General features: G+C 55.7%; 15 protein-coding genes. 11 read left to right on the top strand and 4 right to left on the bottom strand.

What is annotated here, in order from left to right; genetic code table 11:
• Positions 1–5 precede the first annotated feature (5 nt).
• From BCS37_RS08240 to BCS37_RS08190, 11 genes are all read left to right on the top strand, one after another.
• Positions 6–1,592 carry an ArnT family glycosyltransferase gene (locus BCS37_RS08240; protein ID WP_069180999.1) on the top strand — a complete coding sequence of 529 codons (1,587 nt, stop codon included), beginning with the start codon at positions 6–8 and terminating at the stop codon, positions 1,590–1,592.
• Positions 1,589–2,557 (top strand): glycosyltransferase family 2 protein, encoded by a 969-nt coding sequence (locus tag BCS37_RS08235; RefSeq protein WP_069180998.1) that lies wholly within the window; start codon positions 1,589–1,591, stop codon positions 2,555–2,557. Before BCS37_RS08240 ends, BCS37_RS08235 begins: the two co-directional genes overlap by 4 nt.
• 172 nt (positions 2,558–2,729) lie before the next feature.
• Entirely contained in the window at positions 2,730–3,107 is a 378-nt protein-coding gene (locus BCS37_RS08230; protein WP_069180997.1) for a desulfoferrodoxin family protein, read from the top strand.
• A 153-nt stretch (positions 3,108–3,260) separates the two neighbouring features.
• Positions 3,261–4,211 (top strand): 50S ribosomal protein L11 methyltransferase, encoded by a 951-nt coding sequence (gene prmA / locus BCS37_RS08225; RefSeq protein ID WP_069180996.1) that lies wholly within the window; start codon positions 3,261–3,263, stop codon positions 4,209–4,211.
• Complete coding sequence (locus BCS37_RS08220) at positions 4,211–4,957, top strand: 16S rRNA (uracil(1498)-N(3))-methyltransferase (protein WP_069180995.1); 747 nt, start codon at positions 4,211–4,213, stop codon at positions 4,955–4,957. Before prmA ends, BCS37_RS08220 begins: the two co-directional genes overlap by 1 nt.
• 12 nt (positions 4,958–4,969) lie before the next feature.
• On the top strand, positions 4,970–5,512 hold the full coding sequence (locus tag BCS37_RS08215; protein ID WP_069180994.1) for a TlpA family protein disulfide reductase: 543 nt from the start codon (positions 4,970–4,972) through the stop codon (positions 5,510–5,512).
• A gap of 27 nt (positions 5,513–5,539) precedes the next feature.
• Entirely contained in the window at positions 5,540–6,223 is a 684-nt protein-coding gene (locus BCS37_RS08210; RefSeq protein ID WP_069180993.1) for a cytochrome c biogenesis CcdA family protein, read from the top strand.
• Between the two features lie 137 nt (positions 6,224–6,360).
• The gene (locus tag BCS37_RS08205) at positions 6,361–6,870 is read left to right on the top strand and encodes an ECF transporter S component (protein WP_069180992.1); all 510 of its coding nucleotides are present in this window, start codon (positions 6,361–6,363) and stop codon (positions 6,868–6,870) included.
• A gap of 24 nt (positions 6,871–6,894) precedes the next feature.
• Positions 6,895–7,833 carry a glycosyltransferase gene (locus BCS37_RS08200; protein ID WP_237142701.1) on the top strand — a complete coding sequence of 313 codons (939 nt, stop codon included), beginning with the start codon at positions 6,895–6,897 and terminating at the stop codon, positions 7,831–7,833.
• A 271-nt stretch (positions 7,834–8,104) separates the two neighbouring features.
• Positions 8,105–9,766 carry a hydroxylamine reductase gene (gene hcp / locus BCS37_RS08195; protein ID WP_069180990.1) on the top strand — a complete coding sequence of 554 codons (1,662 nt, stop codon included), beginning with the start codon at positions 8,105–8,107 and terminating at the stop codon, positions 9,764–9,766.
• 237 nt (positions 9,767–10,003) lie between these two features.
• Positions 10,004–10,771, top strand: coding sequence for a hypothetical protein (locus BCS37_RS08190; protein ID WP_069180989.1), 768 nt, complete (start codon positions 10,004–10,006; stop codon positions 10,769–10,771).
• Positions 10,772–10,918: 147 nt separating this feature from the next.
• Here BCS37_RS08190 and BCS37_RS08185 read toward each other — a convergent pair whose 3' ends face one another.
• The 4 genes from BCS37_RS08185 to cydB are packed head-to-tail and all read right to left on the bottom strand — an operon-like array spanning position 10,919 to position 15,907.
• Positions 10,919–11,635 (bottom strand): hypothetical protein, encoded by a 717-nt coding sequence (locus BCS37_RS08185; protein ID WP_069180988.1) that lies wholly within the window; start codon positions 11,633–11,635, stop codon positions 10,919–10,921.
• On the bottom strand, positions 11,632–13,242 hold the full coding sequence (locus BCS37_RS08180) for an amino acid ABC transporter ATP-binding/permease protein (protein ID WP_069180987.1): 1,611 nt from the start codon (positions 13,240–13,242) through the stop codon (positions 11,632–11,634). The genes BCS37_RS08185 and BCS37_RS08180 overlap by 4 nt, the downstream gene beginning before the upstream one ends.
• Positions 13,239–14,885, bottom strand: coding sequence for a thiol reductant ABC exporter subunit CydD (cydD, locus tag BCS37_RS08175; protein ID WP_069180986.1), 1,647 nt, complete (start codon positions 14,883–14,885; stop codon positions 13,239–13,241). The genes BCS37_RS08180 and cydD overlap by 4 nt, the downstream gene beginning before the upstream one ends.
• A 5-nt stretch (positions 14,886–14,890) precedes the next feature.
• On the bottom strand, positions 14,891–15,907 hold the full coding sequence (gene cydB / locus BCS37_RS08170; RefSeq protein WP_069180985.1) for a cytochrome d ubiquinol oxidase subunit II: 1,017 nt from the start codon (positions 15,905–15,907) through the stop codon (positions 14,891–14,893).
• Position 15,908 lies beyond the last annotated feature (1 nt).

Genomic DNA, 15,908 nt, shown 5'->3' with positions numbered 1-15,908 from the left:
TCTGCATGAACGATGAGAAAAATCTTGCGTGGCCGGTCTATCTCGTCCTGCTCAGCTTGATTTCCTTCCAGATTCTCTTTGGGATCAACGGGACTGCGCTGCTCGACCCCGATGAGCCGGTCTATGCGGAGACGGCAAAGGAGATGATCCGCTTTGGTGACTATCTCTCACCGCGTATCTACAACGAGTTCTGGTATGACAAGCCGCCGATCTTCTACTGGCTGGTTGCAGCCTCACTCAAGATCTTCGGGGGCTTCAGCGAACTTGCGGCACGGCTTCCCGCCGCGCTCATGGCGATTGGCTCCGTCCTCATGACCGCGCTTTCGGTCGCGCGGCTCTTTGGCGCACGCACGGGGTTCTGGTCGGGCATGATCATGGGGACAAGCATTATCCTCATGTATATGGGGAAGGCATCCGTCACGGACTCTACGCTGCTCTTCTTTATGACTGCGGCACTCTTTTCCTTTATCCATCGCCAGTACTGGCTGATGTACCTTGCGTGCGGGCTTGCGGTGATGACCAAGGGGCCGATCGGCGTGGTCTTTCCTGCGGGGATTGTGTTCCTCTACCTGCTTGCGACACGTCAGCTCGAGCAGATCTTTCGCATGCACGTCCTGCGCGGTCTCCTGCTCGTCGTTGTCGTCGGCCTGCCGTGGTATCTCTATATGTACGAGATGCACGGCATGGCGTTCATCTACGAGTTCATCGGCTTCCACAACGTCAGCCGCTTCACCGCGCCTCTCCATCCCGTGCGTGCGCATTGGTGGTTCTACCTGCCCGTCGTGATCCTCGGCTTCTTCCCGTGGACGGGGCTGCTCATCCAGTCTGTAAAAAATGCGTTTCGCCGAAGTTTCGGTGAGGAGGCGCGCCTGCTTGCTTTCTTTCAAGTCTGGTGGATCTTCGTTCTCGTCTTTTTCTCTATTGCGCAGACAAAGCAGGTGTCCTATATGCTGCTGCTGACCCCTGCACTCGCAACCATCATCGGGTGGAACCTCGCGCGCATGCTCGAGGACTGGAGGCAGACGCATTTCGCATGGGCGGGCGGCAGTGCGCTCATGTTCCTCGTCCTCGGACTCGGCTGGCTGATGAGTGGGGACAGTCTTGCTCCGCTCGCGGAGGGCGGGCTCTGGCTCGGCGCGCTTACCCTCATCCTCGGAGCGGCAATTGTTTACTGTGTCACGGCATCGCACAATCTGATCCTCGCGGCGTGGCTGCACGTCACTGCGGGCGTGGTGACCATGGTGATCGCCTTCGGCTTTATGGTGCCCGCGATCGAGGGACATTTCAGCGTAAAGCAGATCGCACTCCACTATGCGGCAAATTACCACACGGCGGCCGAGGCGGAGGGGCGTGCGCTCTACATTGACAAGCAGCTGCGTCCCGGGGTCATGCTCTACACGGATATCCCCGGCATCGAGGCGGATACGAACCGTGCGGACTCGCTCAGTACCCTGCGTGCGGATGCACGTCCGAAGTATATCATTATGCGTGACTTCATGTATCAGAAGATGAAGAAGGAGCTCGGCGCCGAGAACTGGCAGCTCGTAGAGGAGCGCGATGGGCTTTGTATCTTTAAGGATGATAAAGAATGAGTGCACCGGTTCTCTATCTTGTTGTTCCATGCTATAACGAGCATGAAGTGCTCCTTGATACTGCGGAGAAATTGGAGCAAAAACTGACGCAGCTGATTGCGGCGGAGAAGGTGTGTGCACGCAGCCGCATCGCCTTTGTCAACGACGGCAGCCGTGACTGCACATGGGAGCTCATCGTACAGTGCACGGAGCGCAGTCCGCTCTTTTCCGGAATCAACCTCGCGCACAACGAGGGGCATCAGAATGCCCTCCTTGCAGGTCTTATGACCGTCCTTCCCCATGTGGATGTGACGATCAGCATGGATGCCGATCTGCAGGACGATATTGACGCAATTGACGCGATGCTTGAAAAGCACGCGGCAAGGGCGAACATTGTCTACGGCGTGCGCGAGAACCGTGCCTCGGATACCTTCCTCAAACGCTTTACGGCGGAGAGCTTCTACCGCGCCATGCGTGCGCTTGGGGCGGACATTGTGTTCAACCATGCGGATTTTCGCCTTATGGATCGGCGTGCACTCACAGCGCTTGCAGAGTACTCGGAGGTCAACCTGTTCCTGCGCGGGATTGTGCCCATGATCGGGCTCACGCACGATATCGTTTACTACACGCGCAAACAGCGTCTTGCGGGCGACTCGAAATATCCGTGGCGGCGCATGGCATCCTTTGCATGGGAGGGGGTGACCTCCCTCTCAGCACGCCCCATCCGTCTTATCTCACAGATGGGGATGTTCATTTCTATGGTAAGCGGACTTATGCTCATCTGGTCGATCATTCGCCACTTTACGGGAGATACCATTGTTGGATGGACAAGTCTCGTTGTCTCGCTCTGGTTCCTCGGCGGACTGATCCTGCTCTCGATCGGTGTGATTGGGGAATATGTCGCAAAGATCTACCTTGAGGTCAAGCGCCGACCACGCTACCTCGTGCAGGATTTTATCGACGGGAACGCGTCAAAGGAAAAATAATTCGGTTCTCAAAAAATTTTTTTGGAGAAAAGAAGGAGAATACTATTTTGTGGAGAATTATTATTTGTGAAAGAGCAGATATGTGATATCTGTCGTATCTTTCATACTCCACATTTTTATTTTTGCTGTGTATTTACAGGAAGCTGAGGCTTCCCCATTAGGAGGGTTATTTATGTCAGTATTTTATCTTGCAGACAAGCATATGGTTGAGGTCTATGGTGATCAGTCTTTGGAACTTGCGTGCTGCGGCAGTGCGCTGAAGGAGATCCGGCCCAATACAGTCGATGCGGCGCAGGAGAAGCATGTTCCCGTAGCAACGTACGATGCGGCGAAGAATGAAGTACATGTAAAGGTCGGCTCTGTCGCACATCCGATGACGGAGGAACACCTCATCGAGTACATTATCCTCGTGACGAAGAAGGGCACCCAGCGTGTCAATCTCACGGCGACGGATGCACCTGAGGTCACGTTCCGCCTCGCGGACGGCGACACCCCGGTGAAGGTACTTGAGTACTGCAATCTGCATGGACTCTGGCAGACAGAGCTCTGAGGCTCGTCTGCATTGCAGGAAGCTGCTGCACATCCGTGCGGCAGCTTTTTTGCACTCGAACCGTCAAAAAAACTATCGCATTTCCAATCTTCTTCCTGTATAATAACTCTCAGTAAGAGAGAAGAAACTTGGGAAACAGGCGGGGGCGATGGTATGCGCTGGGCGCAGGTGAGCGTTGTGACGACGCATGAGGGTGCGGATCTCATCGGGAATATCCTGATGGAGCTCGGTGCTGCGGGAACGGAGATTGACGATCCGTCCCTCGTCAACGAGTACATTGATGCGGGACTCTGGGACTATACCGACCTTCCGCGTGCAGAGGATACGGATACGGTGACTGTGCGCGCCTATCTGCCCGAGGACGAGCGCCTGGAGGGAAGCCTCCTGACGCTCACCGCGCGTGTCGAGGGACTGCGCCGCGCCGATGCACGGATCGGGGCGGGGACGATCTCTCATACATTCGTTGCCGACGAGGACTGGGCAGAAACATGGAAGGCGTATATCCACACGGAGAAGATCGGGCAGCGCATCGTTGTCCGTCCGACGTGGGAGGAGTATACACCTGCAGAGGATGAGATCGTCATCGACCTCGACCCGGGTGCTGCCTTCGGTACGGGCGCGCATGCAACGACGGCGATGTGCCTGCGCTGGCTTGAGCGCCTCGTATCTCCGCAGATGCGCGTTTACGATGTGGGCTGCGGGTCCGGGATTCTCGCGATTGCCGCGTCTAAACTCGGAGCGGGTGAAATCATCGCGATGGACTATGATCCCGTCGCGGTCACGGTGGCGGATGAAAATATCCGGGCGAACAACGTCGGAAATGTCACTGCCATCCAGAGCGACCTGCTTGCTGTATGTGAGGGAGCAGAGCCTGCCGAACTAATCACCGCAAACATCATTGCGGATATCATCATCCGTCTCTTTGATCAGCTGGATGCGCACCTCGCACCGGGGGGCGTGCTGCTTGCCTCTGGCATCATCGACGACCGCATCGCCGACGTCGAACGTGCTGCAGCGGAGCATGGCTATACGGTGCTCGACATGACCTGTGAAAAGGAGTGGGCGGCGATGATCATCCGCCGCAGCGCAGATCTGGAGCACTGATGAGAAGGCTGTTCTATGCGGGGAAACTCGCGGAGGAAATCCGGATCACGGGCGGCGATGCGCGCCATCTTGCACGCGTTATGCGGGCAGAGATCGGGGACGAGATCATCGTTGCCGATACGGATGCGCAGGCGGCGCGGATGAAAATTGCGGCCATTACGCGCGATGATGTACATCTCCGTCTTGTGGAATATCTTGCACAGGAGGAAGGGACCTCCATTGAGGTCATTCTCGTTCAAGCCATTCTCAAGGGGGAGAAGATGGACTTCGTCGCGCAGAAGGCGGTGGAACTCGGCGCGGCAGCGCTTTATCCGGTCATGACGGAGCACGTCGTCGTGCGTTATGATGCAAAGAAGGCGGCGGCGAAGGCCGCGCGCTGGCAGAAGATCGCAGATGAGGCGGCAAAGCAATGCGGGCGGCAGGCACTCATGCACGTTGCGGATATTGCATCGCTCTCCGTACTTCTGCAGAGTGCAGAGATCTTTAGCGCATCCAATACAGCAATCGTATTCTGCTACGAAGGAGAACGGGAGCAGTCCCTGCGTACTCACCTGCGTGGGCTCGACGTGCGGCGTGTGGTCCTGATCGTTGGTGCAGAGGGCGGCTTCTCACCGACAGAGGCAGAGGCCGTCACGGCGGCGGGTGCACAGCCCGTCTCGCTTGGACGATTGATTCTGCGTGCAGAGACGGCGGCGCTTGCGGCGCTTGCCGTAACACAATATGAATTGGGCAACTTTGATCTTTAGAAAGGAAAATATATGAGGAATAGATATACAGCACTTTTCGCGGCGGTTTTTGCACTCAGCATGATTACGGGCTGCGGCGGAAGTGAGAGCGCTGATAAGGGCACAACAGCAAGTGCACAGCCCTCTGCAGAACAGAGCAAGGGAAGCGGCCTGCGCGGTGAGGCAGCACCGACGTTCAAGCTCAAGGATCTTGCGGGCGCGGATGTCGCTGTCGAGGCGAAGGGAAAGCCCTATATTATCAATTTCTGGGCGACGTGGTGCCCGCCATGTCAGGCGGAGATCCCCGATCTTGCCGCATTCCACGCTGCACATAAGGATACGGTGGACTTCTATGCGGTCAACCTGCAGGAGGATGCCCAGCCGGTGCAGAAGTTCATGGCGGAGCGCAAGGTGGAGCTCCCCGTCGTGCTCGACACGCAGGGAGCGGCGGCAAATCTCTACGGCGTGCGTGCGATTCCGACGACTGTTGTCGTTGATAGGGACGGGAAGATCGCCTATCGCAAGACCGGCGGTGTTACCAAAGAGGAACTCGAAGATGTTATCAGTAAGCTCTAAGCCCGCGATGCAGGGAGGGCGATTCCGATGGAACTGACCCTTCTCGGCGGAGCCTTCCTTGCAGGATTTCTCTCCTTCATTTCCCCCTGTGTTCTGCCGCTTCTGCCCACGTTCTCGCTGATTCTCGCGAAGAACAGTCAGCAGGACGGCGGGGAAGCGCGGCGGCTTTACGCGAATACCAGCGCATTTCTCGCGGGCTTTACTCTCGTTTTTGTCCTGCTTGGCGCAACGGCATCGCTGATCGGCTCGTGGCTCTTTGCCTATCAGGATATCCTGCGGCAGGGGGCAGCTGTCCTCATCATTGTTATGGGGCTCTTCATGACAGGGTGGATCAAGATTCCGCTGCTTCTGCGTGAGTATCGCCCGTTTCAGCGGCGCGGCTTCGGCGGAATCGGGGGCGCGTTCCTCCTCGGCTGCGGCTTTACGCTCGGCTGGACGCCGTGCACAGGTCCCATGCTTGCGACCATTCTCCTCTATGCAGGGGATACGGCGACCGTTGGGGCAGGGGCGTTTCTACTCCTCGTCTACAGCCTCGGCTTTGCCGTGCCGTTCTTTTTGCTCGCCGTCATCTGGCGGCGGCACATCATGAAGCTGCGCGCATTCTATCAATATCTGCCGCGCATCCAACAGGGCGCAGGGGTTGTGCTCGTCCTCCTCGGCATTCTGCTCTGGTCGGACTCACTGACCTATCTCGTGCGTATCCTGTCATGAATATTTTCGCATAACAAAACCCGTGACATCTGTGTCGTTTGGCACTGTGTCATGGGTTTTTGCATGTCGTTTTGACGCTTGTCATTGAATTATAATGGAGTGAATGATATGATAGGGGACAAAGGAGATCTGATATCATGCAGCAAAAAAATTACTTCACCGTACAGGAGCTTGTCTTCACCGCGCTCATGACGGCGCTTGTCTTTGTTGCGACCTATCTGCCGCATATCCCGATTCCCCTCGGTTACGCGCATCTCGGAGATGCAGTGATCTTCCTGCTTGCGCTCCTCACACCGCGCCGCAGTGCGCTCTTCGCCGCCTGCATCGGCTCGGCGCTCGCTGACCTCCTCGGAGGTTTCGCGCTCTGGATCGTGCCGACACTCATCATCAAATTTGTGATGGCGGAGATCGTCTGCCGCATCGGACGGCGGGGGGCTGTGCTTGCACCCCGGATAAGCATCATCGCAGCGCTTTTCCTCTCGAGCCTCTGGATGGCGGCGGCGTATACCCTTGCGGGAGCCGTGCTCTATGCGAGCCTGCCCGCCGCACTCACCTCTTCTCCCGGACTTTTGATGGAGGGGTTGGTCAACAGTGTTGTCGCATTTTTGCTTTTGCCCGTACTGTGGGAGCGGTTTCCGAGATTTTAGGGCATATTCATAAAGGAGAATGACGTGGATTCGTATGATATCAGCGTTTGCGTTCTGATCTATCGGTCGGATTATGAAAAGTTATTTATAACGTTGACATCTATCATCCGACAAAAAGGTTGCCGTTATGAAATTGTGCTTGCGGATGACGGTTCTGAGGATTTTCATCAGCAGGAAATCGAGCAATGGATGCACGAGCACCATTTTTCGGATTATACGATTGTGCGCAGTTCCGTAAATCGGGGAATCGTTCATAACGAGATGAATGCTCTGCGTGCCGCACAGGGGAAGTACATCAAGTGTATATCTCCCGGAGACTATTTATACAATGAGCAGGTCTTAGCAGAGATGATTCGTTTCATGGAGCGGGAAGATTATCGAATTGCCTTTGGGAGAGCCTGCTATTATAAACAGGGGAAGAGTGGATATGAGATATTGAATACAACAAATCCACTTGATTTTCGGCCCTATTATAACAACGATATTTGTGCTATCAAAGAAGCCTATCTTCTCTATGGAGATTTTGCCTGCGGTGCTGCCTTTATTGCTGAGCGGGAACTTCTTACATTATACATCGAAGCTGTTTTGGATATCATCGTCTATGGAGAGGACGCCGTATATTCCATGATGATTGCCGATGACATTCAGCTTGGTTTTTGGGATAAGAATCTTATATGGTACGAATATGGCACCGGAGTGTCAACGGGGACAAAGGAATGGCGAGCACGTATTGGGCAGGATAATGCTATATGTTTGGCTATTGTTGAGGAAAAATATCCGGAACTCCGTGTTGAGAAAGATCGGCTATGCCATGTATATGGAGTTAATAATTTCAATGAAGTACGAAACGAATATGCAAGAAATGTTGTTGCAATACAGATGCAGCAAGAAGGTGGCTATCTTAAAGATGTTGATCCCCATACGTTAGAAAAGTTGGGAGGAAAGAAGGCTGTGTTTGTTTAAGTCTGCACATAACAGAAGTAAGTGATCTTTCAGCAGTAGGGGAATACGAATTTTGTAAGTTGATTCCTAATACCATACCAGGAGAAGGCTTCGCGGATGTATTGAAGAATCTCGATAGCTGACTTTATTAAAATGGAGGTGCTGGACAGCACCTCCATTTTAATGAGAATTTCTATTGATTATTGACTGGTAACATATGTTACGTCTATGGAGAGGGCTCTTTGCTATAATCAACGCAACAAATGTGTGTTATTGCAAAGGAGAGTTTCTCATGGATGCTAAAATGTTTTGTTATCAGTGTCAGGAGACAGCCGGCGGGAAGGGCTGCACGGTGCAGGGAGTCTGCGGAAAGAAGCCGGATGTCGCGGAGATGCAGGATCTGCTTGTCTACGTGACGAAGGGACTCGGCGCGGTGACGACGGCACTGCGCGCAGCGGGCAAGAAGGTTGCCATTGAGGTGAACCATCGCGTGACGATGAACCTCTTCATTACGATCACGAATGCGAACTTCGATCGCGAGGCAATCATGGACGTGATCGAGGAGACGCTTGCGCTGAAGGCGGATCTGCTCGCGCAGGCTGCAGATGCGTCGAAGCTGCCCGAGGCGGCGCACTGGACGGCTCCGCGTGCAGAGTTCGAGGCGAAGGCCAAGACGGTCGGCGTGCTCGCAACGGAGAACGAGGATGTCCGCAGTCTGCGCGAGCTGACGACGTACGGCCTGAAGGGGCTGTCCGCCTACGTCGAGCACGCGAATGCGCTTGGATACGAGAACGAGGAGATCGACGCGTTCATGCAGCACGCACTGGCACAGCTGCTCGACGACTCTCTCGACGGCAATGCGCTGACGGCGCTGGTGCTCGAGACGGGCAAGTGGGGCGTTGCGGGCATGGCTCTGCTCGACGGTGCGAACACGGGCACCTACGGTCATCCCGAGATCTCAAAGGTGAAGCTCGGTGTCCGCAATCGTCCCGGCATCCTCATTTCGGGGCATGATCTCAAGGATCTTGAGCGTCTCTTGGAGCAGACGAAGGGCACGGGCGTCGATGTTTATACGCACGGCGAGATGATCCCCGCGCACTACTACCCCGCATTCAAGAAGTACGATAACCTCGTGGGCAACTACGGCAATGCGTGGTGGCTGCAGAAAGAGGAGTTTGAGAAGTTCAACGGCGCGATCCTCATGACGACGAACTGCGTTGTTCCGCCGAAGGACAGCTATAAGGATCGTCTCTTTACGACGGCTGCGGTTGGCGTGCCGGGCTGCACGCACATCCCGCTCGTGAACGGTGAGAAGGACTTTACGCCTGTAATCGAGTGTGCGAAGAAGTGCGCGCCCCCGACGGAGCTGGAGACGGGCGAGATCGTCGGCGGCTTCGCGCATGAGCAGGTCTTTGCTGTCGCGGACAAGGTCGTCGAGGCGGTGAAGAGCGGTGCGATCAAGAAGTTCGTCGTCATGGCAGGCTGCGACGGCCGTATGAAGTCGCGTGAGTACTACAGTGAGTTCGCCGAGGCTCTGCCGCATGACACGGTCATCCTCACGGCGGGCTGCGCAAAGTACAAGTATATCAAGAAGGATCTCGGCGACATCGGCGGCATCCCGCGTGTGCTCGATGCGGGCCAGTGCAACGATTCTTACTCGCTCGCGCTGATCGCGCTGAAGCTGAAGGAAGTGTTCGGCCTGGATGATGTGAACAAGCTCCCGATTGCGTACAACATTGCGTGGTACGAGCAGAAGGCGGTCATCGTTCTCCTCGCACTGCTCCATCTCGGCGTGAAGAACATCCACCTCGGACCCACGCTCCCCGCGTTCCTCTCCCCGAACGTCGCAAAGGTGCTCGTTGAGACCTTCGGCATCGGCGGCATTACGAATGTTGAGGACGATATGGCAATGTTCGGCATTGAGGTGAATGTGCCCGAAGCCACTGCTGTGTAAAAGAAGATACATTCATAGATAAGCAAACGGGACTTCCGTACGAAATAAAATGATATTTCGTACGGAAGTCCCGTTGTTTCTATGTCGATTTATTGACGAAGGTGCTGTAGATAGTGTGTGCCTGCTGCATGAAAATTACTGTAATGATGTGCGATCGCTGCGTCAGACAACATATTGGGGCGGCGTTGCATCTTGCTCGTACGGATGGTATGATTTATGAAATAAAGGGGGAATATCATGCGGATGGAGAGAATCGACCGAGAAATTGTTCGCGGGCTTCATATTCTTTGGAAGGATCTGCATACCTTTCACCAAGCGGCACAATTTTTAATTATTGGGGCAGCGGGAACCTTGTTTCTATGTATATGGAACTTTTATATTGCTGCTGTGATGGGGATTAGCACGATTATCGTATATTTTCTCGCAAAGAAATGGCGTGGATGGCAGAATACACTCTTATGGATGGGATTCCCAGTGTTCGTATTTGTTATATGCACATATGTTCTTGTTGTAGGTTTTTCTCTTTATCTTGATTTTCCACCTAATGGTGCAGAAAATTATGGGCGGATTCGCCACAGTTTTTTTCCGAAGGAGATTCCTGCAACTGCTTATGATGTGCAGGTTTGGAGCAGTGTTGGATTTGGGCAGGGGACAGGGGAAGCATATCTTTCCTTTCGCGATACAAAGGAAAATATTCTCAAGTATGCGGAGTTCGCACAGCACCAAAAGGATGCGTACGCAAAATATGATCGTGACATTGGTATGCCTGATATTCCGCAGATTATTGTTGATGAGACGTCTGAGAATCCAAGGTTTGCTGTACTCCCCTTTTGGGAGCGTCTGATTCTTGACTATACACCGCATCCTGTGGAGCGAAAGGCTTTGGGTGGGGAATTTACATTTTATATTTGGGATGTTGAAGATCGTTGGAATCATCCGAAGGCGAAGGTAATTGCCGTCTCTGATGATGGTACACATATCATTTTCTATGCTCTGGGCGAATAAAAGACTGGGGGCATTACAGACGCACAAGACGCCTGTAATGCCCCTTTTTCAGCTGATCTGAGAGATTTTTCCTCTGTTTTTGAAGATTATATCCTATGAAAAGTTGGCTGTTGTACGAAGACTATTTTATCCTCGTGCAGCTGTTCCTTATATATCCCAATGCAGCTGCTCGGGATTCGGCGTGGCGCGGTCGATCTCACGCAGGATCCAAGGCGCATTCTCATGCATTGCAGCAAAGGCATCCGCAAGTGGCTGCTCATATGCGGGCGAAATCTCCATTGCGTGAATCGCCATGTGCATATAGTCCTTTGCGATGAGAACGACACCGCGCTCTGCGGCGAGATGCGCCTTGAAGCGGTACCCGTAATAGAGATAGGAGTTATGCGGGACAGCGTCTTCGAGCCCCTCGAAGGCGGCAATGCGCTCATCTGCCTCCGCCTCCGCTTCCTCGGTCATGCGCAGCTTGTGCATGAGATTCCAGCGATCTGCCCAGAGCTCGCCGCGCAGGATGTACTTGTAGAGGAAGTCTGTGGACTCGGCGCATTCGATTGCGAGATTGATATGCTCAAGCGCGGCTTCCTGCGATTCCTTTTCCGCAGCTTCGAGCGCACTCAGCCCCTGCATGGCATAGACCTTTTCCTCCACATCCTGTGAAAGCTCCTCGTTCGGCTCTGCATCGATGACACTCTGAAAAAGTGTGAGAGCATCGCTGCGATATTCCTCCTCCTGAGCGAGGAAGTGGGCGAGGCGTGCGCGTGCGTGCCAGTCCTGCACGCCTCCTGCAAAGAGATCGTGAGGCGGAGCTGCCGCGCCGAGGCGATCCAAAACAACGTGAATGAGTTCGTGAAAGCGTTCTTCTGTCATAATTCTATCACCTGTTTCATACGGTCTAGGAGGGGGAGATCGTGCGTGATGACAATGAGGGTGCCGCCGCGTGCATCAAGCTCCTCCAGAACGGCGGCAATCAATCGCTCCCCGCGTACGGCATCCAGCCCTGCCGTCGGCTCATCAAGCAGGAGGATTGGCGCGTCTGAAGCAAGAGCAAGGGCAGTGAGCAGACGGCTGCGCTGTCCGCCCGAGAGACGTGCGGCATTTGCACCGAGCGGCTCGTCAAGCCCTGCGGGGAGCGCCCGCACAACATCGGCGAGCTGTGCCGTCTCAAGTGCCTGCCACATCCTCTGCTCGTCCATATGCGCATGCAGACGCAGAAAGTTGTCGCGCGTCGATGTGCTGAAGAGATAACTCCCCTGCAGCGAGGCACCGAATAGGGTGCGGGCTTCTTCAGGAGAAAGTTCCGTATGTGGAACGCCGCAATAGCGAATGTCGCCGCCATCGGGTTCCCAAAGGCGCAGCAGGAGGCTTGCAAGTGTAGTCTTGCCCGCACCGCTCTCACCAATGAGTGCCGTATGCTCGCCGCGTCGAATCGTGAACGACAGCTTGTTCACAATGGGAACGGAGGCATGGTAGCCAAAGCTGAGACTATTTGCTGCGATCAGAGGGGCGTTCTCCCTGTATGCGGGAGCGGATGGCAGTGCGCCTGTTGCGGCACTTTCCGTTCTTGCCGGCAGGATCGTCTCTGCCGCGCGCACGGCTTCCACCGTGCCGAGGCTCGCGGCAGGCAGGGGACGGTACTCGCTGAGTACGGCTTCGAGGACGAGCACCCAGACGGCGTACTGCACGCCCGTCAGAGCACCGTCTGCAACGTGCGGCAGCAGGAGGATAATCATAGTGACCCAGACCGTGACCCGCAGGACATCGAGCAGGGTGAAGAGACGCTCGCGTTTCGTGCGTTTGTCATTCTGGCTGCGCTGAAAATCCTCCGCTGCCCGATCGAGCTGTCTCTGTGCCCGTGAGAGCGTACCTGCTGCCGCGAGCTCAGCACGTCCGTCGAGGCGGTCGAGTAAAATTTCCCGATAGGCGGTGCTCTCTGTGCGCAGATCTGTTTCGCGCAGAAGGTGGGGGAGTGCAAGATGCAGGAGATAGAGAAATGTGATGAGGAGTGCACCCCACGGACTGAGCGGCAGGAGTGCCGCGCAGGTCACAGCAGTTAGCATCCCCGCAATCAGGGGCTGCGGAACGGTGCGCAGGTAGAAGTCGCGCAGGATATCGCAGCCTGTGAGGAGATCGTGCAGAAACGCGCCTTCGCGGACATTTCCCTCCCGCAAGGGGATTGCTGCAGCAGAGCGGCGATAGGTCGCCTGCTGCAAGTCCTCGTAACAGGCGAATGCAAGGCGATGGGAGAGCAGACGGTCGAGGTAGCGAAAGACAGCACGACCAATGCCGCATGCGCGCACCAATGTGATTGCGAGCGCGAGTGCAGACAGTGGCGGCTGCAGCGCCGCGCTTGCAATGATCCACGCAGCTGTACCGATGAGCGCGATGCCCGAGGCGGCCGCGAGAACACCCGCAAGGAGTGCGGGCAATGCCTTTGACGGTGCTGCGATTGCGAGCAGACGAACAAGTGCGGTCATGCGTGCTCACCTCCTAATGTGATGACATGATCTGCCCATGTGATAAGGGCGGGACGGTGCGATGTCAGAATCAGCGTGCGGTGATGGGCAAAGCGCGTCAGTGCATGAATGATTACGGCTTCTGTCTCTTCGTCCAGTCCCGCTGTCACCTCGTCGAGGAGGACAATGGGGCGGTTCTGGAAAAACGCGCGTGCAAGCCCGAGACGGTGGCGCTGTCCGGCAGAAAGGGGATGTCCGCCCTGTCCAAGAGGTGTCCGAAGTCCCTCGGGCAGGGCGCACACGAAGTCTCCGAGTGCAGCCGCTTCGAGTGCCTCGATGACGGCTTCGTCCGAAGCGTTGCCGAGCCAAAGACTGACGTTCTCGGAAAGGCTTGCCGTAAAGATATGCGGCTCCTGCGGCACATATGTGATGAGATTTGTGCGTGTATTTTCCGAAAGATGCGTGAGGTCAAATACGTTCGCAGTCCCCGCTCCGTCCGCGAGCAGAATCTTTCCCTCAGTCGGCGCAATTTGCCCAGTGAGGAGGAGCAGCAGCGTGGATTTGCCGATGCCGCTCGCGCCCGCGAGTACGGTGGCTTTGCCCGCAGGGAAGGAGAGGGTCAGATCGGTGAGCACCTCTTCTGCAGTCAGCGGATAGCGGTAGGAAAGTTGTTCCGTACGTACGGCGGGCGGTGACAGGATCTGACTGCGCGGCCCGTCCATGGGGGAGGAGAGATTCAGATAGGGGGTGAGTGCCGTCTCTGCCGTCTTTGCATCCATCGCCGCGTGAAAAGCGATTCCGCCCTCGCGCAGAGGCTGATAGAAGAGCGGAGCGAGAATGAGCACGAAGAACGCCGTTTGAAACTCCATCATGCCGTCCAAGAGACGCAGACCGATGGAAACGGCAATCAGTGCAATCGAGAGTGTTGTAATCAGCTCGAGGGCGAACGCGGAGACGAAGGCAAGGCGCAGGACGGAGAGGGACGCCTCAGCAAAGGCATGGCTCATTTGCGCGAGATGTGCACCCTCGGCATCCGTGCGGCGAAAGATCTTGAGTGTCATTGCCGCGCGCACGAGTTCGCCGAATCCGTCCGTGAGTGCCTGCATCTTGTCCCACTGCCGCTCGCTCGCGCGGCGCGTCGCCCTGCCGATGAGAAAGAGAAGGAACGGCGCAATCGGCAGCGTTACGAGGAAGAGCAGGGCGGATAGGGGATCAGCAAACACCGTTACGATGAGAATCAGCGGGATCAGCACAGCACCCGAGATCATCGTCGGCACTACCGTGTGGAAGAAGGGATCGAGCGCATCCGTGCGTTCGAGTGTGAGCGTCAGTGCGCCCGCGGAGCTGCGCCCGGAGAGGAGCATTGCCTTGTGCAGAGCGGTGCGTGCGGAGAGCCGCAGCAGATGGGAGAGCTGCGACTCGATGCGACCTTTCGGCAGACGCAGGAACGCCATCGAGAGAACGCACAAAAACAGCATCAGAAGATCTGATGCTGTTTTTGCAAGTCCGCCGTGCTCCATGAATACCACATTCACAATAACGGCAGTCTCCCATGCCGCTGTGATGACGAGTCCTCCGTGGAGGAGTTCGATCGCCGTGCGCATGAGAAGCGTATTCCGTTCAGTATGCAGTGCAGAGAGTAGAAAGGACTTCTTTTTTTTCATTGTGATTAGTATGCCTGATGTCCTGCATCATGCGGAGAGATTCGCTTGCGGAAGATATAGTATGTCCAGATCTGATAGCCGAGGACAATCGGAACGAGAACGACCGCTGCAATTGTCATGATGGAGAGCGTGTACTCTGTCGAGGACGCATTGTAGATCGTGAGACTCCATCCCGTGTTCAGACTCGAGACCATGAGACGCGGAAAGAGTCCCGCGAAGAAGCCGACCGTCGTGCCTGCAATAGCGAGCCCGCCGAGGATGAACGCAGGCTTATGTGCCTTCGCGTAGAGTGCGCCGATGGCGGCGACAAATGCCGCAGCGGAGAGGACAAGTGCGCCGGCTGCGAGCGGGCTGCTGTAAAGGTCGGTCTCCGTATATGTGAGCACCATGCAGAGTACGTAGAGAAGTGCTGCGGCAATGCCGAATTTCAGCCCATAGCTGCGTGCACGCTCAAGCAGATAGCGATCTGTGAGGCGCAGATTCAGGAATGTCGCTCCGTGGAATGCAAAGACCGCGAAGAACGTCACGCCGCCGACGACCGTGTACGGAGTCAGAAGATCGAGGAAGGTGCCCTGATAGACCATGTTGCCGCCGATGGGCAGACCTGCGATGAGGTTTGTGACAACCACGCCCCAGAGGAACGCGGGGAGGATGCTGCCGAATGCAATCGCATACGACCACATGCGCTGCCATTTCTCATCGGTGCGCTGATGGCGGAACTCGAACGCGACCGCACGCAGGATGAGCGCGACGAGCATGAGGAAGAGCGCGATGTAGAACGTGCTGAAGAGTGTGGCGTAGACGTGCGGGAACGCCGCGAACATCGCGCCGCCCGCTGTAATCATCCAGACCTCGTTGCCGTCCCAGACCGGACCGATGGAGCGAACGATCTGAGAGCGATCGCTCTCCTTGTCCGAGAGGAGTGTGAGCAGTGTGCCGACACCGTAGTCGAATCCCTCGAGGAAGAAGAATCCTGTGAAGAGAACTACGATGAGCACAAACCAGAGAATATTGTAGTCCATG

Origin of the sequence: Selenomonas sp. oral taxon 920, from assembly GCF_001717585.1 — a bacterium.
Lineage (GTDB): Bacteria > Bacillota > Negativicutes > Selenomonadales > Selenomonadaceae > Centipeda.
This window is presented reverse-complemented; position numbering and strand designations above follow the sequence as displayed.

Coding starts and splice junctions, on each gene's coding strand:
- BCS37_RS08240 (WP_069180999.1), top strand. CDS start 6: ATGAACGATGAGAAAAATCTTGCGTGGCCGGTCTATCTCGTCCTGCTC.
- BCS37_RS08235 (WP_069180998.1), top strand. CDS start 1,589: ATGAGTGCACCGGTTCTCTATCTTGTTGTTCCATGCTATAACGAGCAT.
- BCS37_RS08230 (WP_069180997.1), top strand. CDS start 2,730: ATGTCAGTATTTTATCTTGCAGACAAGCATATGGTTGAGGTCTATGGT.
- prmA (WP_069180996.1), top strand. CDS start 3,261: ATGCGCTGGGCGCAGGTGAGCGTTGTGACGACGCATGAGGGTGCGGAT.
- BCS37_RS08220 (WP_069180995.1), top strand. CDS start 4,211: ATGAGAAGGCTGTTCTATGCGGGGAAACTCGCGGAGGAAATCCGGATC.
- BCS37_RS08215 (WP_069180994.1), top strand. CDS start 4,970: ATGAGGAATAGATATACAGCACTTTTCGCGGCGGTTTTTGCACTCAGC.
- BCS37_RS08210 (WP_069180993.1), top strand. CDS start 5,540: ATGGAACTGACCCTTCTCGGCGGAGCCTTCCTTGCAGGATTTCTCTCC.
- BCS37_RS08205 (WP_069180992.1), top strand. CDS start 6,361: ATGCAGCAAAAAAATTACTTCACCGTACAGGAGCTTGTCTTCACCGCG.
- hcp (WP_069180990.1), top strand. CDS start 8,105: ATGGATGCTAAAATGTTTTGTTATCAGTGTCAGGAGACAGCCGGCGGG.
- BCS37_RS08190 (WP_069180989.1), top strand. CDS start 10,004: ATGCGGATGGAGAGAATCGACCGAGAAATTGTTCGCGGGCTTCATATT.
- BCS37_RS08185 (WP_069180988.1), bottom strand. CDS start 11,635: ATGACAGAAGAACGCTTTCACGAACTCATTCACGTTGTTTTGGATCGC.
- BCS37_RS08180 (WP_069180987.1), bottom strand. CDS start 13,242: ATGACCGCACTTGTTCGTCTGCTCGCAATCGCAGCACCGTCAAAGGCA.
- cydD (WP_069180986.1), bottom strand. CDS start 14,885: ATGAAAAAAAAGAAGTCCTTTCTACTCTCTGCACTGCATACTGAACGG.
- cydB (WP_069180985.1), bottom strand. CDS start 15,907: ATGGACTACAATATTCTCTGGTTTGTGCTCATCGTAGTTCTCTTCACA.